At 74.0% G+C, this 20,179-nt stretch carries 18 protein-coding genes; 10 read left to right on the top strand and 8 right to left on the bottom strand.

Features of this window, described 5'->3' with window-relative positions; genetic code table 11:
* The first annotated feature begins 70 nt into the window (after positions 1-70).
* Positions 71-1,324, top strand: coding sequence for an NAD(P)/FAD-dependent oxidoreductase (locus ACFY60_RS27620; RefSeq protein ID WP_388616168.1), 1,254 nt, complete (start codon positions 71-73; stop codon positions 1,322-1,324).
* Positions 1,321-2,580 carry a cytochrome P450 gene (locus ACFY60_RS27615; protein ID WP_388616166.1) on the top strand — a complete coding sequence of 420 codons (1,260 nt, stop codon included), beginning with the start codon at positions 1,321-1,323 and terminating at the stop codon, positions 2,578-2,580. Before ACFY60_RS27620 ends, ACFY60_RS27615 begins: the two co-directional genes overlap by 4 nt.
* 70 nt (positions 2,581-2,650) lie before the next feature.
* Here the strand turns inward: ACFY60_RS27615 and ACFY60_RS27610 are convergent, their stop codons facing one another.
* From ACFY60_RS27610 to ACFY60_RS27600, 3 genes are all read right to left on the bottom strand, one after another.
* Entirely contained in the window at positions 2,651-3,484 is an 834-nt protein-coding gene (locus ACFY60_RS27610; RefSeq protein WP_309055006.1) for an ester cyclase family protein, read from the bottom strand.
* On the bottom strand, positions 3,481-4,680 hold the full coding sequence (locus ACFY60_RS27605; RefSeq protein WP_388616162.1) for an NAD(P)/FAD-dependent oxidoreductase: 1,200 nt from the start codon (positions 4,678-4,680) through the stop codon (positions 3,481-3,483). The genes ACFY60_RS27610 and ACFY60_RS27605 overlap by 4 nt, the downstream gene beginning before the upstream one ends.
* A gap of 136 nt (positions 4,681-4,816) precedes the next feature.
* Positions 4,817-5,947, bottom strand: coding sequence for a hypothetical protein (locus ACFY60_RS27600; protein ID WP_388616159.1), 1,131 nt, complete (start codon positions 5,945-5,947; stop codon positions 4,817-4,819).
* A gap of 127 nt (positions 5,948-6,074) precedes the next feature.
* On the opposite strand from ACFY60_RS27600, the gene ACFY60_RS27595 reads away from it, so the two are divergent.
* A complete protein-coding gene (locus ACFY60_RS27595) occupies positions 6,075-7,325 on the top strand; it encodes a cytochrome P450 (RefSeq protein WP_388616157.1) in 1,251 nt (416 codons plus the stop codon).
* Positions 7,326-7,357: 32 nt separating this feature from the next.
* Here ACFY60_RS27595 and ACFY60_RS27590 read toward each other — a convergent pair whose 3' ends face one another.
* Positions 7,358-7,816, bottom strand: a complete 459-nt coding sequence (locus ACFY60_RS27590) for a MerR family transcriptional regulator (protein WP_388616154.1) — start codon at positions 7,814-7,816, stop codon at positions 7,358-7,360.
* A gap of 106 nt (positions 7,817-7,922) precedes the next feature.
* On the opposite strand from ACFY60_RS27590, the gene ACFY60_RS27585 reads away from it, so the two are divergent.
* From ACFY60_RS27585 to ACFY60_RS27560, 6 genes are all read left to right on the top strand, one after another.
* Entirely contained in the window at positions 7,923-8,867 is a 945-nt protein-coding gene (locus ACFY60_RS27585) for an NAD(P)/FAD-dependent oxidoreductase (protein ID WP_388616151.1), read from the top strand.
* Positions 8,868-8,873: 6 nt separating this feature from the next.
* On the top strand, positions 8,874-10,352 hold the full coding sequence (locus ACFY60_RS27580) for an MDR family MFS transporter (protein ID WP_388616148.1): 1,479 nt from the start codon (positions 8,874-8,876) through the stop codon (positions 10,350-10,352).
* A gap of 224 nt (positions 10,353-10,576) precedes the next feature.
* Positions 10,577-11,275, top strand: a complete 699-nt coding sequence (locus tag ACFY60_RS27575) for a class I SAM-dependent methyltransferase (protein WP_388616145.1) — start codon at positions 10,577-10,579, stop codon at positions 11,273-11,275.
* Positions 11,276-11,347: 72 nt separating this feature from the next.
* A complete protein-coding gene (locus ACFY60_RS27570) occupies positions 11,348-12,142 on the top strand; it encodes a class I SAM-dependent methyltransferase (protein ID WP_309056789.1) in 795 nt (264 codons plus the stop codon).
* Positions 12,139-13,638, top strand: a complete 1,500-nt coding sequence (locus ACFY60_RS27565) for a flavin-containing monooxygenase (RefSeq protein ID WP_388616141.1) — start codon at positions 12,139-12,141, stop codon at positions 13,636-13,638. The genes ACFY60_RS27570 and ACFY60_RS27565 overlap by 4 nt, the downstream gene beginning before the upstream one ends.
* A gap of 137 nt (positions 13,639-13,775) precedes the next feature.
* A complete protein-coding gene (locus tag ACFY60_RS27560; protein WP_388616139.1) occupies positions 13,776-15,143 on the top strand; it encodes an aspartate aminotransferase family protein in 1,368 nt (455 codons plus the stop codon).
* 108 nt (positions 15,144-15,251) lie between these two features.
* On the opposite strand, the gene ACFY60_RS27555 is transcribed toward ACFY60_RS27560, so the two are convergent.
* Genes ACFY60_RS27555 through ACFY60_RS27545 form a run of 3 tightly spaced genes read right to left on the bottom strand, consistent with a single transcriptional unit; the run spans position 15,252 to position 17,055 of the window.
* Entirely contained in the window at positions 15,252-16,127 is an 876-nt protein-coding gene (locus ACFY60_RS27555) for a M56 family metallopeptidase (protein ID WP_388616136.1), read from the bottom strand.
* Between the two features lie 58 nt (positions 16,128-16,185).
* Positions 16,186-16,575, bottom strand: a complete 390-nt coding sequence (locus ACFY60_RS27550; protein WP_388616134.1) for a BlaI/MecI/CopY family transcriptional regulator — start codon at positions 16,573-16,575, stop codon at positions 16,186-16,188.
* Positions 16,576-16,593: 18 nt separating this feature from the next.
* On the bottom strand, positions 16,594-17,055 hold the full coding sequence (locus ACFY60_RS27545; RefSeq protein ID WP_388616131.1) for a hypothetical protein: 462 nt from the start codon (positions 17,053-17,055) through the stop codon (positions 16,594-16,596).
* Between the two features lie 170 nt (positions 17,056-17,225).
* On the opposite strand from ACFY60_RS27545, the gene ACFY60_RS27540 reads away from it, so the two are divergent.
* Positions 17,226-18,617, top strand: a complete 1,392-nt coding sequence (locus ACFY60_RS27540) for a hypothetical protein (RefSeq protein ID WP_388616129.1) — start codon at positions 17,226-17,228, stop codon at positions 18,615-18,617.
* A 77-nt stretch (positions 18,618-18,694) separates the two neighbouring features.
* Here ACFY60_RS27540 and ACFY60_RS27535 read toward each other — a convergent pair.
* A partial coding sequence (locus ACFY60_RS27535) for a condensation domain-containing protein (RefSeq protein WP_388616127.1) occupies positions 18,695-20,179 on the bottom strand: 1,485 nt, incomplete at its 5' end.

Raw genomic sequence — 20,179 nt, 5'->3', positions numbered from 1 at the left:
CCGCTCCCGCGCGCGCTCGCCGAGCCTCCGCACCGGGGCGGTCGCGCCCCAGAACCCCCGCGGAGGTCGTATGTACGACGTGATAGTCGTCGGAGCCCGCTGCGCCGGGTCCCCGCTGGCGATGCTCCTGGCCCGCTCGGGGCTCCGGGTGGTCGTCCTGGACCGGGCGGCGTTCCCCCGCGACACCGTCTCCACGCACTACATCCAGCCGAGCGGCCTGGCCAGGCTCGCCCGCTGGGGGCTGCTCGACCGGCTCACCGCGACGGGCTGCCCCCCGGTCACCGAGGCCCTGTGGTGGTTCGGCGACACCGCGGTCCGGGGCTTCGCCCCGCCGGACGGCGCCATCGGCTTCGCCCTCGCCCCGCGCCGTACCGTCCTCGACGCCCTGCTGGTCGACGCCGCCCGCGAGGCCGGCGCGGAGGTGCGCGAACGCTGCACCGTCCGCTCCCTCCTGCGGAGCGACGACGGCACGGTCACCGGCGTCCGCTACCAGAGCGAGGGCGGCCCGCCCCGCACCCTGCGCGCCCCGGTCGTGGTCGGCGCCGACGGGCGCGACTCGACCGTCGCCCGGCTCGCCGGCGCCCCCGCGTACCACGCCAGGCCGCCGCTGACCGTCGTCTACTACACCTACTGGCGCGGTCTGCCGGCCGGACGCCGGCACCGCAACGAGGTGTTCCTGGAGGGCGACAAACAGATCGGCGTCATCCCCACCCACGACGACGCCTACCTGGTGCAGGCCGCCCGCCCGCGCGATTTCTTCCCCACCTACCGCTCCGACATCGAGCGCCACTACCTCAAGGCCGTCGAGGAGGCCGCGCCGAGCCTGGCCGCCGAACTCGCGGGCGCCGAACGGGTCGAGCGGTTCCGGGGCAGCGCCGCCCTCGACAACTTCTACCGCCGCCCCTACGGCCCCGGCTGGGCCCTCGTCGGCGACGCCGGCTACCACAAGGACCCGCTCACCGGACAGGGCATCAGCGACGCCTGGCGCGACGCCGAACTCCTCGCGGAGGCGATCCGCGCCCACCGCTCCGGTACGGCCGACTGGGACACGGCGCTGTCCGCGTACGAACGCGCCCGCAACGCCGCCTCCGCGCTCCTCTACGACTTCACCTGCGAGGCGGCGAGCTTCGAGTTCGACCCCATGACCCGCCAGCTGGTCCGCGTGCTCGCCGAACACCGCGAGGAGGCCGACCGGTTCTTCGGCGTCATCGCCGGAACCGTGCCCGCCGAGCGGTTCTTCGCCCCCGACAACCTGCTGTCCCTGCTCGGCCGGCTGCCCGGCGACGCCCTCGCGGAGCTGACCGGCACGGAAGGAACCCCATGACCACCGAGCACGAGCCCCTCACCGGCGACCGAGCCGTCCCGCACCTGAAGGACTTCGACCCCTACCGGGACGCGTTCCGCGCCGACCCCTACCCCGAGTACGCGCGCGTCCGCGACCACGGCGGCCCCGTCTACTGGGACTACCTGGACTCCTACGTGGTCAGTCACCACGCCGACGCGGCCGCCGTCCTCGCCGACCCCCGCCTCGGGCTCCGGCCGCCGGACCCGGTGGCCGAACTGCTCGCCGTCATGGTCCCCGAGTCCCTGCGCTCCATGGAGCGCACCCTCCTCTTCCAGGACCCGCCCGACCACACCCGGCTGCGCAACCTCACCCGGCGTCCCTTCGCCTCCCCTCGGCTCCACGGCGTCCTCGCCCAGGCCCGCGAGGGCGCCGACCGGATCCTCGCCGAGGCGCTGCGCCGCGGCGGCCTGGAGGTGGTCGACGACCTGGCCTTCCCCGTGTCGCTCCAGGCCATCGGCGACCTCCTCGGCGTGCCCCGGGCCGACCTGCCGCTCCTCAAGGACTGGGGGCAGGCGATGTCCCCGGCCGCCGACATCCCCGCCGACCCCGGCTCCATCGAACGGGCCGTGGAGGCCTTCGAGGCCTTCGACGCCTACCTCGGCGACATCGCCGAGCGGCGCCGCGCCGACCCGCGCGACGACCTGTTCTCCTCCCTCGTCGCGGCCGAGCGCGAGGGCCTGATGAGCCGCGCCGAACTCCACGCCAACGCCATCCTGGTCTTCATCTCCGGCCACGAGACGCTGGTGGCCTTCACCGCGAGCGCCGTCCTCACCCTGCTGCGCCACCCCGACCAGCTCGCCCTGCTGCGCGCCCGACCCGAACTCGCCGCGAGCGCCGCAGAGGAGGTCATGCGGTACGAGAGCCCGCTGCAACTGGCCACCGCGGGCGGCGGGCGCTGGACCGGGGAGGACATCGAGCTGAGCGGCCGGATCATCCCCGCCGGATCCCGGGTGCTCACCTTCCTCGGCGCCGCCAACCGCGACCCGGCCGTCCACCCGGACCCGGACCGCTTCGACATCACCCGCGACGGCACCCCCCACCTCGCCCTCGGGCACGGCCTGCACTACTGCCTGGGCGCCGCGCTCGCCAAACGGCAGGGCACGCTGATGATGGAGGCCCTGGCCACCTGGCCGGCCGACTTCACCTCCGAGGCCGTCGACGCCCCCGAATGGCTGCCGCTGTTCATGCAGCGCCGGCTCGCCCGGCTGCCCGTCACGGTCACCGCACGCCGCTGACCGGCCCGCGCCACGAGGAGGGCCCCGGGGAACCGTCCCCGGGGCCCTTCCCGTACCGCTCCGAGGACGCTCAGCCGCCCTGGGGCACCCCGAACTGCGCGACCGCCGCGTAGTCCATGACGTCCCAGTGCTCCGCGATCAGTCCGTCCTCGATCCGCAGCAGATCGGCGGTGTGCAGTTTCACCTCACGGCCGGTGGCGGCCTCGTGGCCGCGCCACACGCAGAAGACCGCGACCCGGTCGTCCTCGGCGATCATCTGCGTGATCTCGCCCGTCAGGTCGGGCGCCACGGCGAACAGGCCGGCGAAGAAGTCCTTCATGCCGCTCAGGCCCTTCCCCGACTCCGCCGCGAAGGGATTGTGCTGGATGTAGTCCTGCCGGTAGTACAGGTCGGCCCGGTCCAGCCGGTGCTGCCGCATCAGCTCCTCCCAGACCGTCAGCACCAGCCGCATGTTCGCCTCCTCGGTGGCGGAGGCGGTCCAGTCCGGCTTCCCCACCGGCTGCGTCTGGTCCCCGGCCGGCATGCCGAACCGGGTCAGACCCGACTGGTCCACCACGCTCCAGTGCTCGGCGATCCGCCCGTCCGCGACCCGGTACAGATTGGCCGTACGCAGCGACAACTCCTCGTCCGAGCCGCTGAGATGACCGGTCCAGTGCAGGAACACCAGCACCCGGTCGTTCTGCGCGACGAGGTGCTCGATCTCGGCCACCGCGTCGGAGAACGCGGTGAACATCATCCCCACCCGGGCGCGCAGGCTGTCCACGCCCACCTCGCCCTGGCCGCCGTGGTTGAGGATGTCCGGCGCGTAGAACTCCGGCATCCGGTCCAGCCGGTGCGCGTTGTACACCTCCGCGTACAGCCGCCGGATCAGCCGTGCGGACTCGTGGGCGGTCGTCTCGGTCATGCGGTCCTCCCGGCGCCTGCGCGCTCGATCAGCTCGGGGGTGAAGAAGGTGTCCCAGGTGTAGAGACCGGCGATCAGACCGAAGAACCGGTCCACCTGCTCCTGCTCGCCGGAGATCACCCGCAGGATGTCCAGCAGTTCCGGCATCGGATCCAGCTGGGCCGCCTGCAGGTTGAAGAAGTACTCGGGCATCGCGTCCTCGTCGCGCCGCACCGCGTAGTCGTCGAGCGCCCGCTCCAGCGGCACCTCGCCGCCCAGCGCCGGCGCGAGCAGCCCGGCAAGCAGTTCGGCGTGGCGGACGGCGTCACTGATGCCGAAGGCGCCCACCGGATCCTTGTGGAAGCCGGAGTCACCGACCAGCGCCCAGCCGGGACCGCTCGCCTGCCGGAAGAAGTTCGGCAGCCTGCCGGTCCCGGTGAACCGGGCCGTGCGCTCCGCGCCCCGTACCCGCTCGGCCAGTTCGGGGGCCGTCGCCTCCAGAGCCGTACGGTAGGCGCCCTCCACGTCCCGGCGCACCAGGTCGAACTCGGAGCGCGGCCACTGGATGCCGACCATGACCGCGTCGTCGTGGGTCGGCACGACACCGATCGCGCGCCGGCCCGCGACGTACACCTCGTAGTCGGCCTTCATGCCGCCCCAGTACGTGTAGTAGAGGCAGTTCAGATTGGGAGCCTCCTCGTACTTCCGGGCGCGCACCGCGCGGGCGACCATCGAGTCCACCCCGTCGGCGCCGATCACCACCCGGGCCCGGGCGGTGAACTCCACCCCGTTCTCACCGCGGGCCCGCACGCCCGCCACGCGGCCGTCCTCCTCCAGGAGTTCGGTCACGTTGGTCGCCTCCCGCATCTCGGCACCGGCCTCGCGGGCCGCGTCCACGAGGAGCGAGTCCAGGACGAACCGGCGCGGCCCGTAGGCCGTCCGGATGCCGTCCACCGGGGGTGCGCACCCGGTGATCGTGACGTCCTCCAGGGTCCAGCGGGCCACGTCGAGCGGCGGGCAGCCGGTGGCGGTCAGCCGGTCGAGCAGCCCCCAGCGGGCCAGCCGCGCGATGGTGGGCTGGTGCACGTAGTGGGTCGACATGGTGTCGCTGGGGAACCGGGCCCGGTCCAGCAGCAGCACCCGGTGGCCTGCCCGGGCCAGCAGCATCGCTGTGGTGGCTCCCGCGCACCGGGCACCGACGACTATCGCGTCGTACATGTGGTGTTACGCCTCCTCGGCAGACGGCGGCGCGGCGGGGCCGCCGGACGGTGGGTGTGTGCGGGGAATGCCGGGCGTGCCGCCCCGCGGCCCGCGCCGCGTGTCCCGGGCCGGGGCCGGGGCCCCGCCCCGGGGGTCAGTGCCGTGCTCCCCGGTCCAGGACCGCCGCCACGGGCCGCCGGGGGCTCGCGACGGCGGGCTGCGCGGGGCGCCCGATGCGGAAGGTGACGAGTGCCTGCCGCCCGGGGTCGCCGACCAGGTCGGCGAGGATCCGCCCGAACCGGGGCGGCAGCCCCAGCTCGCGCTCCCGGTCGGCACGGACGGTCATCATGTTGAGGTGACCGACCGCCAGGCCCCGGGCCGTGGCGAAGAGATGAACGCGCTGGAGCAGCCGGCCGCCCTCCAGCCGGTCCTCCGCCCGGGTGGCGTCCGGGACGGTGACCATCCCGAAGGCCGCGGCCGTCGGCAGGTGCACCTGCCGCGTCCGCCGCAGCCAGAACCGGTCGGCGACCCGGCGCGGGGGCGCCGGCAGCCGCTTGCCGAGGGCGCTCATCAGCGGCGGCATGCCCTGGGTGTCCACGGTCATGCCGTCCCGGCTGCGGTCCACCTCCCGGTCGCTGCCGCGGAACCAGCGGTGCCCGGCCAGCGACTGCTCCTCGTCGGCGACGATCTCCTCCGTCGCCGCCGCCAGTTGCGCCGCCACCCGGTCGCGCTCGGCCGGGCCGGCGAACCAGCGCAGCGCCGGCGCGGCCAGGTCACCCTCGCCGAGGGCGGCGATCTCCTTCAGCAGCGCCTCGGGCAGCGGCTCGGGCCGGAACGGGCCCCGATTGGTGCGGCGGTACGGAATCGCCTCGTACAGCTCGTCCGTCCCGGCGCCGGCCTCCCCCGGCTCCAGCAGGACGGTCGCCGCGTGCGCGGGGTCGCCGGTGTCCGGGCGGAGCAGCACCCGGGGCGCGTACCCCCGGGCCCGGCCGGCCAGCACCATGTTCTCCAGGGCGCAGCCCAGACCGACGTACAGCTCCCGGTCGAAGGGGTCGAGCGCCCCCTGCCGGCGATCCGGATCGGCGTACACCCGCACGGCCGGCCCGTCCTCCAGGACGAACCGCCAGGGCTGTACGTTACGGGCGTTGGCCGCCAGGATTCCCGCCGCGACGATGCCCTCGGCACCCTCGCGGCTCCGCCAGGTCCGCCACGGGTCGTAGGCGGGGCCCCGGGGCAGTCCGGCGGAGGCGGTGGTCGGCGCGGAACGGAGCGGAACGGATCCCATGGACGGTAACCCTGGAGCCGCCGCCGGCCGCCGGGGAGTCCCCTTTGGGGTGTGCACGTGAGGTGCCCGAACGACCACGGCGACGGCGGCTCGCCCCGCCCGGCCGGCGGGCCGCACCCTCGGGGCCATGACGCAGACGCAGACGAGCCCGGCGCAGTCGCCGGAAGAACAGCTGGCCGCCTACTTCGACCCGGCGAACCGCCCCGACCCGTACCCCCTGCTCCACGGGATGCGGGAGGCCTCGCCCTTCACGGTCATGGACGGCGCGCTGCTGGTCCTGGCCCGGCACAAGGACGTCGACGCGCTGCTGCGCCACCCCGCCGCCAGCGCCGACCGAAGCCGCTCCAAGATCCTCAGCACCGACGCCGTGGAGTCCCGCAAGGAGGTCATGACCTTCCTCGACCCGCCGGACCACACCCGGCTGCGGGGTCTGGTCACCCAGGCGTTCACCCCGAGGATGGTGCAGAACCTGGAGGTGCGGATCCGGGAGATCGTGGACGACCTGATCCGGCAGGTGGCCGAGGCGGGCTCCCCGGTCGACATCCCGAGCGTCTACTCGTACCCCGTGCCGGTCCGCGTGATCTGCGAGATGCTCGGTGTGCCGCCCGAGGACCACAAAATCTTCGGTGCCTGGTCGACGGTGCTGGGCCGCGCCCTGGACCCGATGATGGCCGCCAACCGCACCCCGGAGATCGACAAGGAGGACACCGAGACCCGGGCCGCCTTCTACCAGTACTTCCGCGACCTCATCGCCGCCGGGGGAGCGAAGGGCGACGGACTGCTGCCCAGCCTGGTCCGGGCCGAGGCCGCCGGCGACCGGCTCACCGAGACCGAGCTGCTCGCCACGCTCGCGCTGCTCGTGATGGCGGGGCACGAGACCACCGCCAACCTGATCACCCACGGCATCCTGACCCTGCTGCGCCACCCCGACCAGATGGCGATGCTCCGCGAGGACCCGTCGCTGGCCTACCCGGCGGTGGAGGAGATCCTGCGGTTCGAGCCGTCCGTGCAGATGCTGCACCGGATGACCAAGGAACGCATCGTCCTGGACGGCCTGGAGATCCCCGCCGACACCGACGTCCTGCTGCTGGCCGCCGCCGCCAACCGGGACCCCGAGGTCTTCCCCGACCCCGACCGCTTCGACATCACCCGGCCCGTCGGCAAGCGCCTGGACCACCTGTCGTTCTCCAGCGGCCCGCACCGCTGCCTGGGCGCCAACCTGGGCAAGCTGGAGGCCGCCGTGGCGCTGCGGACCTTCGTCGACCGGGTCCGGGACCCCGAGCTCGTACCGGAGTCCCTGGAGTACCGCCCGCACGTCATCCTGCGCGGGCCGGAGCGGATGGCCGTCCGCTTCTCCGGGATCACCGGGATCGGCTGAGCCGCCCCCCGCACGCGCCGGGCGCCCCTGGATCAGTTCCCTGGGGCGCCCGCTCCGTGCCGCCGGACGGGAGGAAGGTCCTCGGGAGCGCCCGCGAGCTGATCCACCAGCCGGCGGAAGCCCGGACACTGCGTGAAGTCCTCGGCCCGGCACTCCAGGGCGTGCTCGATCAGCGTCCGCGACTGCTCGATCTCCCCGATCCGCCGGGTCAGCTCGGCGTGGTGTTCCAGCAGCAGGGCCCGGCGGTGCCCCGCGTCCGGCGCGTCGAGCACCTCACGCAGCTGCTCCAGGCTGAAGCCCGCCGTCTTGCCCCGGACGATCATCGCCACCCGGGCGATGTGGCCCGCCGTGTAGTAGCGGCGGCCGTTGATCCGCTCGGCGGGGGAGAGCAGTCCCGTCGCCTCCCAGTGCCGCAGGACGTGCGGACGCAGCTGGAAACGCTCGGCCAGCTCGCCGATGGTCATGGACTCCTCGTCACCCCTTGACTTCATGTTGACATTAACTTGCAGAGTTGGGTCCAGGTCAAGAGAGAGACCGGCGTCGCACCGGGAGGGCCGGACGGCGTCGCACCGAGAAGACCGGACGAGCGGAGTGAACATGCTGGACGCGATCATCATCGGCGGAGGCCCCGCCGGTATGTCCGCCGCGCTGACCCTGGGCCGGGCCCACCGCACCGTGCTGCTGGCCGACAGCGGCCACGGGCGCAACGCCCCCGCCGACGCCGTGCACAACTTCCTCACCCACGACGGGACGCCCCCCGCGCGCCTGCGTGAACTCGGCCGGGACGATCTCGCCGCCTACCCGACCGTCGAGCACCGCACCGCCGAGGTGACCTCGCTGCGCCGGCTGGCCGACGACCACTTCGAGGCCGTCCTCGACGACGGCACGGTCGTCGAGTCCCGCCGGGTCCTGCTCGCCACCGGCCTGCGCGACGAACTGCCCGACCTCGACGGCGTGGCCGAACTGTGGGGCAAGTCCGCCTTCCACTGCCCGTACTGCCACGGCTTCGAGGCCAGCGGCCGGCGGATCGCCGTCCTCGGCGCCGAACCGGAGCGCGTCCGCCTCGCCCTGCACCTGAGCCGCTTCACCGACGACATGGCCCTGTGCACCGGCGGAGGCGAACTCGAACCCGTGCTGCGCAGCGTCCTGGAGGCCAACGGGATCGCCGTGCACGACCGGCCCATATCCCGCCTCGAGAGCGAGGGCACCGCCCTGCGCCGCATCGTCTTCACCGACGGCTCCGCCCTCGAACGCGACGCCGCCTTCATCAGGACCACCCTGCGCCAGCGCGCCGACTTCGCCGAGCGGCTCGGCTGCGCCACCTTCCCCGACGCCTGCGTCGAGGTCAACGAGTTCGGCCAGACGAGCGTCCCCGGCGTCTACGCCGCCGGTGACATGGCCCGCCGGGCCACCGTGCCCGTCCCGCTCGCCGCCGTGGTCGCGGCCGCCGCCAGCGGCACCGTCGCCGGCACCGTCATCGACCAGGACCTCGTCAGCGTCGACTTCAAGCTCCCCAACCCCTTCGCGTCCGGGAGGGCGTGACCCGCCATGTCCGACAGCACCTCCTCCGGAGCCGCCGGCACCACCCCCGCCGCCGCTCCGGCGCACGACAGCAACGTCCCCCTGGCCACCGCCGGCCTCGTGCTCGGCATCCTGCTGTCCGTGCTCGACCAGACCGTCGTCGCCATCGCCCTGCCCGACATCACGGCGGACATCGGCGGCGGCGACTCCTTCAGCTGGGTCGTCACCGCCTACGTCCTCGCCTCCACCGCCACCGGCACCCTCTACGGACGCGTCAGCGACCGCTTCGGCCGCCGCTCCGTCTTCATCGCCGCCGTCGTCCTCTTCTCCGTCGCCTCGCTGCTGTGCGGGCTGGCCACGTCCATGCCGCAGCTCATCGCCGCCCGGGTGCTCCAGGGCATCGGCGCCGGCGCCCTCTTCGTGATCCCCACCGTCGCGCTCTCCGAGCTGTACCCGACCCATCTGCGCGGCAAGGTCCAGGGCCTCACCGGCGCCGTCTTCGCCCTCGCCAGCGTCGGCGGCCCGCTCGCCGGCGGCATCCTCACCGACACCGCCGGCTGGCGCTGGATCTTCTACATCAACATCCCGCTCGGCCTGCTCTCCATCGCCCTGTGCGCCTACGCGCTGCGCCTGCCGAAGACGGCCGCCAGCGCCCCCGTCGACCTCGCCGGCTCGGCGCTCCTCATGGGCGCCGTCGTCAGCCTCCTCCTCGTCACCGAGTGGGGCGGCCGCGAGTACGCCTGGGCATCGGGCCAGATCCTCGGCCTGATCGCGCTCTGCGCGGTGCTCGCCGCCCTGTTCGTGTGGTGGGAGGGCAGGGCCCGCAACCCGCTCCTCCCGCTGCGGCTGTTCACCAACCCGGCCCTGCGCGTCGCGCTGCCCGCGACCGCCGTCGTCGGCATGCTCCTGTACGGCTCCATCGTCTTCATGCCGACCTTCCTCCAGGCCGCCTACGACATGAGCGCCACCCAGGCCGGACTCGCGCTCAACCCGTACTTCATCCCCTTCGTCGCCATCTCCGCGATCGCCGGCGGCAAGGCGGGCGCGAGCGGCCGCTTCAAGCCGTACCTCCTCACCGGGGCGGGCCTGCTCACCGTCGCCTTCCTGCTCCTCAGCCTGCTCGACCTCGGCAGCCCGTACCTCCTGGTGGCGGCCGAGATGGCGGTCCTCGGCCTCGGCTTCGGCCTGCTCATGCAGAACCTCGTCGTGGTCTCCCAGAACGCCGCAGCGCCCCCTGACCTGGCGGCCACCACCGCCGCCAACCTGTCCATCCGCGGCCTCGGCATGGCCATCGGCGTCGCCCTCTTCGGCAACCTGCTGGCCCGCGAGGTCGCCTCCGGACCCGGCGGCCCGGAGGCCACCGCGGCCGCCATCCCCGAGGTCTTCACCTGGGGCGTGCCGCTCGCCGTCCTCCTCGTGGCGCTCATCGCCCTGCTGCCCCGGCCCAACAGCCCCGGCCGGCAACCCGCGGCCGACGGCCCGGCAACCGCGCCCGAGGCGGCCTGACCGGTCCGGGCCCCGGCGGGACCCGAACCCGGCGCGGGAGCCCTCGCCCCCGCCCCACCCGGCCCGCACCGGCCCGCGCCCCGCGCGCGGGCCGATGCGACGGCACCCCGGGCCCGGCCCCGCCCCCGGCCGGGCCCGGGGCGCCGTACCCCTGAGAGGCCCGGGACGACGCCTACCGCGACCCCGACCTCCTGACCCCCGACCCCTCACCCCGGAAGTCCACGATGCGCTCCCTCCTCCACGCCGCCCACCGCGCGGTCCACCGTGTCGCCGGCGGCCACGGCCACCACCCGCACCACCCCGGGAAGGACCCCGGCGGCATGGGCATCAGCGGCGAGGCCTACGACCGGCTCTCCGGCTGGGTCCTCGGCGGACTCCACCGCCGCGCCGCCGCCGACGTCTCCCGCGGCGCCCCCCGCGGCGGCGTCGTCGCCGACATCGGCACCGGCCCCGGCCGGCTGCTCCTGCGGATCGCCCGCACCCGCCCCGACCTCGTCCCCCACGGCGTCGACGTCTCACCCGCCATGGTCGCCCGCGCCCGCGCCAACGCTCGCGCGCACGCCCTCACCGACCGCGTCACCGTCCACCTCGGGGACGCCGCCGCCCTCCCCCTGCCCGACGCCTCCGCCGACGTCCTCGTCTCCACGCTCAGCATGCACCACTGGTCCGACGTCCCCAGCGCCGTCGCCGAGGCCGCCCGCGTCCTGCGCCCCGGCGGCCGGCTCCTCGTCTACGACTTCCGGGGCGCCGACGACGGCCCCCTGCGCCAAGCCGTCGCCGCCCGGCCCGAGTTCACCGGCGGCCGGATCCACCGCACCCACCTCACCGGCGCGCCCACCCTGCCGTTCCGGCTGTTCGCCCGCATGGAGGCCGTACGCGAGCCGGACCCCGCCGCGCCCGGCGGCCGTACCGCCGCGGGCTGACCGGACGGCCACCCCCGAAGGCCGGGTCGAACGCACCTGGCCCCCGCCCACCGACGGAGGTTGACTCCCCGCATGGCCACTCAGGAGAACTACGGTCCGACCAGCTACGGCGACGAGCTCGCCGACATCTACGACCACTGGATCGTCCGCCTCCAGGACGACACCGAGGACACGATCCGCTTCCTCGCCGCCCTCGCGGACCGCGCCGCCCGCGACACCGGCGTGAAGCGGGTCCTCGAACTCGGCGTGGGCACCGGCCGGGTGGCCCTGCCGCTCAGCGAGCGGGGCGTGGACGTCACCGGCATCGACGCCTCCCCCGACATGCTCGACGTGCTGCGGGGCAAGCCCGGCAGCGACCGGGTCACCCTGGTCACCGGCGACTTCGCCGAACTCGACGTCGAAGGCCCCTTCGCCCTCGCCTACATCGTCTTCAACACCCTCTACAGCCTCGCCTCCCAGGAGGACCAGGTCCGCTGCCTGGCCAACGCCGCCCGGCTCCTGCCCGAGCACGGGCGCTTCGTCGTCCAGGGCTTCGTCCCCGACACCGCCCGCTTCGAGGCCGCCCGGCGCAGCGGCGGGCTCATGGAGGTCGCCCGCAGCGAGGACCACAGCCTCAACCTGGGCGTCGACCGCCACGACCCGGTCACCCAGCGGATGTGGCCCCACTACCGGCTCGACCACGGCGACGGCAGCCGCGACCACACCGTGCAGTTCCGCTACGTCTGGCCCAGCGAACTCGACCTCATGGCCCGCCTCGCCGGGCTCACCCTGGAACACCGGTACGGCGGCTGGGACGAGTCCCCGTTCACCGGCGAGAGCCAGGCCCACGTGTCGGTGTACCGCAGGACGGGGGCCGCCCGGCCGTGACCCCCAGGGCCCCGCACACCCAGGTCGCGGTGATCGGGGCCGGCCTCGCCGGCCTCGGCGCCGCCGTCCAGCTGAAACGGCGCGGACTGCACTCCTTCACCGTCTACGAGAAGGCCGCCGACCTCGGCGGCACCTGGCGCGACAACACCTACCCGGGCGCCGGCTGCGACATCCCGTCCCACCTGTACTCGTACTCCTTCGCGCCCTACCGCGACAGCACCGTCCGCTACCCGCGCCAGCCCGAGGTCCTCGCCTACCTCCGCCGCTGCGCCGGCGACCACGGACTCGTCCCGCACCTGCGCTACGGCACCGAGATCACCAGCCTGCGGTACGACGACACCGCCGCGCGATGGATCCTGGGCACCGCCGCCGGCGAGGAGCACACGGCCGACGCCGTCGTGACCGCCGTCGGCCAGTTGTCCCTGCCCAAGTACCCCGACCTGCCCGGCCTCGACGGCTTCGCCGGCACGGCCTTCCACACCGCCCGCTGGGACCACGGGCACGACCTCACCGGCCGGGACGTCGCCGTCATCGGCACCGGCTCCAGCGCCGCCCAGCTCGTCCCCGCGATAGCGGGCCGCGTCCGGCGGCTCCACGTGTACCAGCGCTCACCCAACTGGGTCCTGCCCAAGCCCGGCGAACGCTTCCACCCCCTGCTCTCCGCGGCCCTGCGCACCCTCCCCGGAGCCCACCGCGCCTACCGGGGCCTCCTCTTCCGGCGCTCCGAGGCGGTGCTCCTGCCTGCCCTGCGGCGCGGCAGGACGGCCGCCCTCCTCGCCTTCATGGCCCGCCGTCACCTCGCCGCCCAGGTCCCCGACCCGGAGCTGCGGGCCCGGCTCACCCCGTCCTTCGCCGTGGGGTGCAAACGGATCGTGCTGTCCTCCGACTACTTCCCCGCCCTCACCCGGGAGAACGTCGAGCTGGTCACCGACCCCATCGCCCGGGTGACCGAGAAGGGCATCGAGACCCGGGACGGCACGCTGCGCGAGGCCGACACGATCATCCACGCCACCGGCTTCCGCACCACCGAGTTCCTCGCCCCCATGGAGGTCACCGGCAGCGGCGGCCGGCGGCTCGACGCGCAGTGGCGCCACGGCGCCCGCGCCCACCTCGGCATCCACGTCCCCGGCTTCCCCAACCTGTTCCTCATGTACGGGCCGAACACCAACCTCGGGCACAACTCCGTCACCCTCACCCTGGAGGCCCAGGCCGCCTACGTCGCCCAATGCGTCCAACTCCTCACCGACCACGGCGCACGCGGGCGGCGGATCGTCCTGGACGCCCGCCCCGAGGCCCTCGACGCGTGGCAGCGCCGGGTCGACGAGGGAGCCCGGCGCACGGTCTGGACCGACGACTGCACCAACTGGTTCAAGACCGCCGACGGCACCCTCACCAACAACTGGCCCCACAGCGCGACCCTCTACCGGCGCCTGACCGCGCGGCCCGACCCGGCCGCCCTGCGCCTCGTACCGGCCGACCGCCTCCCCGCACGCTGACGGCCCGGACGGACCGTGCCCGGCGACCACCGCCGGACACGGTCCGTCCGCGCACCGCCGCGGCCCGCCCGAGGTGCCCGATCAGCTCGTCCGAACAGGACTGGGGGGGCGCCCGCCCCCGCCCTACCGTGCTGGCCATGACACCAGAGCACGCCACCGGCGGCCTCGAAGCCGCACAAGCCGTCCTCGCCGACGACCAGGCGCACCTCTTCCGTGGCTGGGTGCAGCAGGGCGCCTACCGCGGGCTCCCCGTGGCGGGAGCCGAAGGGTCCTGGTTCTGGGACTACGCCGGCAACCGGTACCTCGACTTCGCCAGCCAGCTCGTCTACACCAACCTCGGCCACCAGCACCCGCGGCTCGTCTCCGCCGTCAAGGAGCAGGCCGACAAGCTGTGCGTGATCGCCCCGCACTTCTCCGAGGCCCAGCGCTCCACCGCCGCCCGCAAGATCGCCGAGGTCGCCCCCGAGGGCCTCGACCGCGTCCTGTTCACCAACAGCGGGGCCGAGGCCGTCGAACACGCCGTCCGCCTCGCCCGCCTCCACACGGGCCGGCACAAGCTGCTCTCCGCCTACCACTCCTTCCACGGGGCGACGGCCACCGCCATCCACCTCACCGGCGACCCGCGCCGCTGGCGCAACGACACCGGGACCGCCGGGGTCAGCCGCTTCTTCGCCCCGTACCTGTACCGCTCCGCCTTCCACTCCCGCACCGAGGAGGAGGAGTGCGCCCGGGCCCTGGAGCACCTGGAGCAGGTCATCGTCCTGGAGGGCGCGCAGACCATCGCCGCGATCGTCCTCGAACCGGTCGGCGGCACCAGCAGCGGTGTGCTGGTCCCGCCGGACGGCTACCTCGCCGGGGTCCGGGCCCTGTGCGACCGGTACGGCATCATGCTGATCCTCGACGAGATCATGGTCGGCTTCGGGCGCACCGGCGCCTGGTTCGCCGCCGACCACTGGAACGTCCGCGCCGACCTCGTCACCTTCGCCAAGGGCGTCAACTCCGGCTATGTGCCGCTCTCCGGCGTCATCGTCTCCGACGCGATCGTGGACACCTTCAGCCGCGCGCCCTACCCGGCGGGCACCACCTACTCCGGGCACCCCCTGGCCTGCGCCGTCGCCGTCGCCGCCATCGACACGATGCGCGACGAGGGCGTCATCGCCCACGCCGACCGGCTCGGCCGGGAGGTCTTCGGCCCCGAACTCGCCCGGATCGCCGAACGGCACCCCAGCGTCGGCGAGGTCCGCGGCATCGGCGCCATCTGGGCCGTCGAGCTCGTCAGGAACAAGGAGACCCGGGAGATGTTCGTCGGGTACGAGCAGCCCGACCGGCTCACCCCGCAGGCCGGCGAACTCATGGGCGCCTTCCTGCAGCGCGGCCTCAACGCGATGGTCTACCTCAACCGGATCAACATCACCCCGCCGTGCAACATCAGCGAGGAGGACGCCCGCGAGGGCCTCGCCCGCCTCGACGACGCCCTGGCCGTCGCCGACAAGCACTGCGTTTGACCGGTACGGCCACCGGCCACCCCGTACGGCACGGCGCACGACGACCGTGCCGTACGGCACCGGCGGCCGCCCGCCGTCACCCCGGAACGACGGCACCCGCGGTCCGGCTCAGAACGGCGGCACGCACAGCCCCCGCCGGACGGCCGCCGCCGCCCCGTACGCGAGCAGCCCGAGCACCGCGCCCAGCAACAGGACCGCACGCCGCAAGGACCGGCACCGCAGGGACCGGGCGAGCCGCTTCGGGCCGTGTTCCAGCTGACGCACCCGCGCCTCCAGCGCCGCCGCGTCGCCCATCGCCGTCCCCGCGGCGGTCACCTTCTCCTCCGCCAGCGACTTCACCAGCGCGCTCGCGAGAACGCTGCGGCCCGCCACCCGCAGCGCGGCCTGGTCCGCCAGCAGCTCCTGGCGCACCGTGGAGTGCTGCCGCACGGTGCGCAGCGCGGGCAGGAACCACAGGGTGGAGGAGACCACCTCGGTCAGCAAGCGGCCCAGCGGATGCCGCCACCGGGCGTGGTGCCACTCGTGCCGCAGCACCGCCGCCAGCTCCGGGTCGGAGGTGCGCTCCACCAGCCGCGAACTGATCGCGACCCGGGGCCGCCACAGCCGGTACGTCACCGCGAACGGGGACTCGGCGCCGACCTGCACCACCGGCATCCCCGGCGCCACCCGGCACGCGATCCGCTGGAGCCTGCCGGACGGCCGCACCGTGTTCTCGGCGACCCACGAGGCCAGCCGGGCCGACGCCAGCAGACAGCGGACCACACTGCGGCAGCCGGCCAGCGCGCTCACCAGGACCACCAGCAGGGCGCAACCGATCACCAGGGTGTCCACCAGCCCCGCCGCACCGGCCCCGCCACCGTGCCGGACCTCCCGCACGAGACCCGCGGCGACGTACCCCAGCTCCAGGGTCACCGCCGCGGTGAGGGCCGGACAGAGAAGGAGCCCCACCAGACAGGCAGGGCTTTCGCGAATGCTGCGCACCACCGACACCAGCTCATCCCCCGTACTGTTCGCCCCCGGACCGACGAAGTCGCCCGGCGGGTCAGCCCGTTCCGGAATCCCCGCGCACCAGCCGCATGAGCCGGGACCGCAGCTGCGGCTCGGTCCTGCACTGGTCGACGAAGTGGGCGACGGCCGCCTCCCCGTGGTCGCGGATGACGTCCCGTACCGCGAGTTCGGCGACATCGGCGACGGTCGGCTCGTAGATGAAGCCCCGGCCCGCGGCCGAACGGTGCAGTACGTTCCGCGCCGCGAGCCGGCTCAGCACCGTCATGACGGTCGTGTACGCCAGGGGATCGGTCCGGCCCTGGTTCAGCCGCTCCTGCACCTGCCGCACACTGAGCGGGCGGCCCGCCCGCCACAGCACGGTCAGGGCCTCGGCGCCGAGCGGTCCCAGTAACTTGCCCAGCTTTCCGGCGGTTCCTCCGGTCATGAGCACCACGGTCCTCGGTCAGTCCGAACGGTGGGGAACACCGAGCCTGTTGCGACGCATCGCCTCCATCCGCACCATACCCACCACCACCAGGCCGAAGCCATACCAGACGAGGTCGTGGTAGAAGTCCACGGAGGTGCCCTGGGAGTGCTTCCACATGTCGAGGAAGAAGCCGGCGAGCGCCACCGCGCCCCCCAGGGCGAAGAGCCCCCCGGCGATCCGGAAGCCGTCCCGGAAGGCCACCAGGGCGCCCGTCGCGAGAATGATCGCCGCACCCAGGTAGATGCCCAGGTGAATGGTCCACAGGGCACTCGGCGGCTCCGGGACGAACGACACGTTCTTCGCGTGCCAGTAGGTGTCGAAGGCCTGCCCGAAGAGATAGATCGCCACCGCCGCGAAGGCCGCGACCCGCACCTTCCCGATCGGGTCCTCCGCGCCGGGCCCCGCCTCTGTCCCTGTCCCCGTCCGTGTCGATTCCATACGGCTACCGTGCCGCCCCCGGCACGCGGCGCGGACCCGACTCCGGACGAGCAGAACGACCGGCCGCGCGGCCACCCCGGACGGCCACCTCGGGCGGGCGGACCGGCACCCGTCGAAGGCCCGCCCGCCTCGGTCTCGCCCCCGCCGGCCCACCCGCCCATCGTCGGCACATGCCCCACGACCTCCTCCTCGGCACCGGCCTCGCCCTCGGCTCCCTCCACGCACCGGAACTCCTCACGGCGCAGGGCGCCTTCGCCTCCGACGACCGGCTCCTCGCCCATGTCGTCGGGCACCGCGACGGACCCATCCCCCTCTCGTACGCCCTCGTCGCCGGAACCACCGCCCTCTACGCCTCCTTCGACGCCCTCCGCCTGCGCTGGACGGAGCCCCGCTTCGTCCCCGGCCGCGTCCGCCGCCCCCTGCCCCCCGTCCTCACGGACCTCGCCGACCACCCGCTCACCCGCCGCACGCTGCGCCTGCTGGGCCTCGCCCTCGCCGTCCTCACCGTCACCGTCCTCACCACCGGTTACGGCGGCAGCGCACTCGGCCTCGGCACCTTCTTCGTCGTCTTCTGGGTCGGACTCGTCCCCGCCTCCCTCCTGTTCGGCCCCGTCTGGCGGCTGCTCAACCCCCTGCGCACCGCCCACGACCTGCTCTGCCTGCTGCTGCGCACCGACCCGCGCGAAGGCCTCCGCCCGTTGCCCGAGCGGCTCGGCCACTGGCCCGCCGCCGCCGGTCTGCTCGCCTTCGCCTGGCTCGAACTGGCCTCCCCGGACCGGGACTCCGCCGTCCCCGTCCTCATCTGGCTGTGGGTGTACGCCGCCGTCCAACTCACCGCCGCCACCCTGTACGGCTCCCGCTGGTTCGAGCGCGGCGACGCCTTCGAGGCGTACTCGACGCTGATCGCCGCCGCCGCACCGCTCGGCCGCTCCGCCGACGGGCGGCTCGCCCTGCGCAACCCCTTCGACGGACTCGCCGCCGTCCGCCCCACCCCCGGCCTGACCGCCACCGTCTGCGTGATGCTCGCCGCCACCGCCTTCGACAGCGTCTCCAACCTGGGCTGGTGGAAGCGGCTCACCGAGGACCTGCCGACCTCACCCGCCCGGACCGCCGGTCTGCTCGCCGTCACCCTCCTCGTGGCGCTCCTCATGGCACTCTCCGGCCTCGGCGCCCGCCGCCTCGCCCGCGACGCCACCTGGAACACGCGCCTGATGGCGCCCTCCCTCATCCCCATCTCCATCGGCTACGTGATCGCCCACTACGCCTCGGTGTTCCTCCTCGAGGTGCAGCGCTTCACCGACGTCTTCCTGGTCAACGGCGTGCACGGCTCCGTCCACGACGGCGGCGTCCGGCCCATGACGTACGCGGTGCCGTCCCCGACGGTCATGTCCCTGGTCCAGGTCGCCGCCGTCGTCACCGGCCACGTCCTCGGAGTGATCGCCGCCCACGACTCCGCGGTCGGCGCCCTGCCCCGGGGACGGGCCCTGTGGCCGCAGGTCCCGCTGTTCGTCGCGATGGTCGCCCTCACCCTCGGTGGTCTCGCCCTCCTCTACAGCGGCTGACGACCGGGGCGGGCACGCACGGCAAAGGGGGCCGTCCGGTCGGACGGCCCCCTCCGCGCCGTGTCACCGGCCGGGGGTCACTCCTCGGCCGCCCACCGCGCCAGCTCGGTCAGCTCGGCCACCAGCCCGTCCACGAACCGGCGCACGGTCTGCGGCCGGTGCCGGTTGCGGCTCAGACCGATGGTGAGGTTGAGCCGGCCGGCGACCACGAATCCGATCACGTCGACCAGCCGGAAGCGGGTCCCCTCCTCGCTGCGCTGCTTCCCGTACGCCATGCGCGGCACGCTCAGCAGATCGCTGCGCAGGAACACCTCGTCGACCTGGCCCAGGTAGTTCACCCCCACCTCGGGCCGCGGCAGGCCGGCGAGGGCGGCCGCCGCCGGATCGTCCGACAGATAGCGCAGCAGGCCGTGGCCGGCGCCCTGCCCGGGCTGCGACCGGGCCTGCTCGACCGCCCGCCGCAGGGCCTCCACCGGCCCGTCGGCCGGGTCCGCCTCGAACAGCACCGGGACCAGGGTGGAGAACCGTCCGACCGTACGGCCCACGTTCAGGCCCGGCACCGGCAGGTCGCGGCCGTGCCGCTCCAGGTCGACCAGGACCCGGCGGACCGGCGCGTCCTCCACCGGCAGCGCGCGCAGCACCGCCGAGCACAGCACCTCGGACAGGTCGGCGTTCACCTTCCGGGGCAGCAGCCGCACCAGCGCCTCCGTCACCTTCCGGTCCACCCGGACGGTGTGGTTCTCCAGCGACTCCAGGGAGTTGGGGCCGGTCTCGTGGTCCACCCGGACCCGGGTGGGCGCGCCGCGCAGCGGTGCCGCCCAGTGTGCGAGTTCGGCCCGTACGTCCGCACCGCGCGCGTACTCCTGAAGGCCCTCGGTCCAGGCCCGGAACGACGAGGTCTTCGGCGGGAGCTCACCCGTTCCGCCGGCCTCCAGGCCGGCGTAGCAGCCGAGCAGGTCCTCCAGGACGATCCGGCCGGAGTAGTGGTCGACGGCCAGCCAGTGGGCGAGGAACAGCACGCAGTGCGGCCGGTCGCCCATGTCGAAGTACGCCATCCGCAGCAGCGGCCCCTGACCGAGATCCAGGCTCGCCTGCAGCTCGTCGCTGATCTCGACGCTCCGCCGCTTCTGCGCCCGGCTGTCCAGGTCCGACAGGTCGTACGTGGAGAACGGCAGCGGGGCCTCCTCGTCGTACGGCGCCACCTCGGCGCGCCAGCCGTTGCGGGCCCCGGAGTCGGGGGTGAACCGCAGCCGCAGGGCGTCGTGGTGGCCGAGGACCCGGCGCAGGGCGGTGGCCAGGAGCGCGGGGTCGAGCGGGCGCTGGAGCGACAGCAGGAACGAGGCGTCGTTCCAGTGGTGGCGCCGGGGCAGGTCCTGCCCGAGGAACCAGTACTGCGAGGGCGTCAGCACCGTCGGCCCCACCGGTTCGTCCGCGGCGGACCGTGCCCGTGCGGAGCCCGCTGCCAACGCCTGTTGGTTGATGGTGGGGTTGTTGAAGATGTCGGGGAGGGTGAGGTGGAGGCCGTGTTGGTCGGCTTGTGCGGTGGCGCGGAGGGCGAGGAG

Source organism: Streptomyces sp. NPDC012827 (assembly GCF_042900905.1).
Taxonomy (GTDB): domain Bacteria; phylum Actinomycetota; class Actinomycetes; order Streptomycetales; family Streptomycetaceae; genus Streptomyces; species Streptomyces gulbargensis.
This window is presented reverse-complemented; position numbering and strand designations above follow the sequence as displayed.

Bases quoted from the DNA above. Each gene is read 5' to 3' on its own strand.
- ACFY60_RS27620 (WP_388616168.1), top strand. From the start codon at position 71: ATGTACGACGTGATAGTCGTCGGAGCCCGCTGCGCCGGGTCCCCGCTG.
- ACFY60_RS27615 (WP_388616166.1), top strand. From the start codon at position 1,321: ATGACCACCGAGCACGAGCCCCTCACCGGCGACCGAGCCGTCCCGCAC.
- ACFY60_RS27610 (WP_309055006.1), bottom strand. From the start codon at position 3,484: ATGACCGAGACGACCGCCCACGAGTCCGCACGGCTGATCCGGCGGCTG.
- ACFY60_RS27605 (WP_388616162.1), bottom strand. From the start codon at position 4,680: ATGTACGACGCGATAGTCGTCGGTGCCCGGTGCGCGGGAGCCACCACA.
- ACFY60_RS27600 (WP_388616159.1), bottom strand. From the start codon at position 5,947: ATGGGATCCGTTCCGCTCCGTTCCGCGCCGACCACCGCCTCCGCCGGA.
- ACFY60_RS27595 (WP_388616157.1), top strand. From the start codon at position 6,075: ATGACGCAGACGCAGACGAGCCCGGCGCAGTCGCCGGAAGAACAGCTG.
- ACFY60_RS27590 (WP_388616154.1), bottom strand. From the start codon at position 7,816: ATGAAGTCAAGGGGTGACGAGGAGTCCATGACCATCGGCGAGCTGGCC.
- ACFY60_RS27585 (WP_388616151.1), top strand. From the start codon at position 7,923: ATGCTGGACGCGATCATCATCGGCGGAGGCCCCGCCGGTATGTCCGCC.
- ACFY60_RS27580 (WP_388616148.1), top strand. From the start codon at position 8,874: ATGTCCGACAGCACCTCCTCCGGAGCCGCCGGCACCACCCCCGCCGCC.
- ACFY60_RS27575 (WP_388616145.1), top strand. From the start codon at position 10,577: ATGCGCTCCCTCCTCCACGCCGCCCACCGCGCGGTCCACCGTGTCGCC.
- ACFY60_RS27570 (WP_309056789.1), top strand. From the start codon at position 11,348: ATGGCCACTCAGGAGAACTACGGTCCGACCAGCTACGGCGACGAGCTC.
- ACFY60_RS27560 (WP_388616139.1), top strand. From the start codon at position 13,776: ATGACACCAGAGCACGCCACCGGCGGCCTCGAAGCCGCACAAGCCGTC.
- ACFY60_RS27550 (WP_388616134.1), bottom strand. From the start codon at position 16,575: ATGACCGGAGGAACCGCCGGAAAGCTGGGCAAGTTACTGGGACCGCTC.
- ACFY60_RS27545 (WP_388616131.1), bottom strand. From the start codon at position 17,055: ATGGAATCGACACGGACGGGGACAGGGACAGAGGCGGGGCCCGGCGCG.
- ACFY60_RS27540 (WP_388616129.1), top strand. From the start codon at position 17,226: ATGCCCCACGACCTCCTCCTCGGCACCGGCCTCGCCCTCGGCTCCCTC.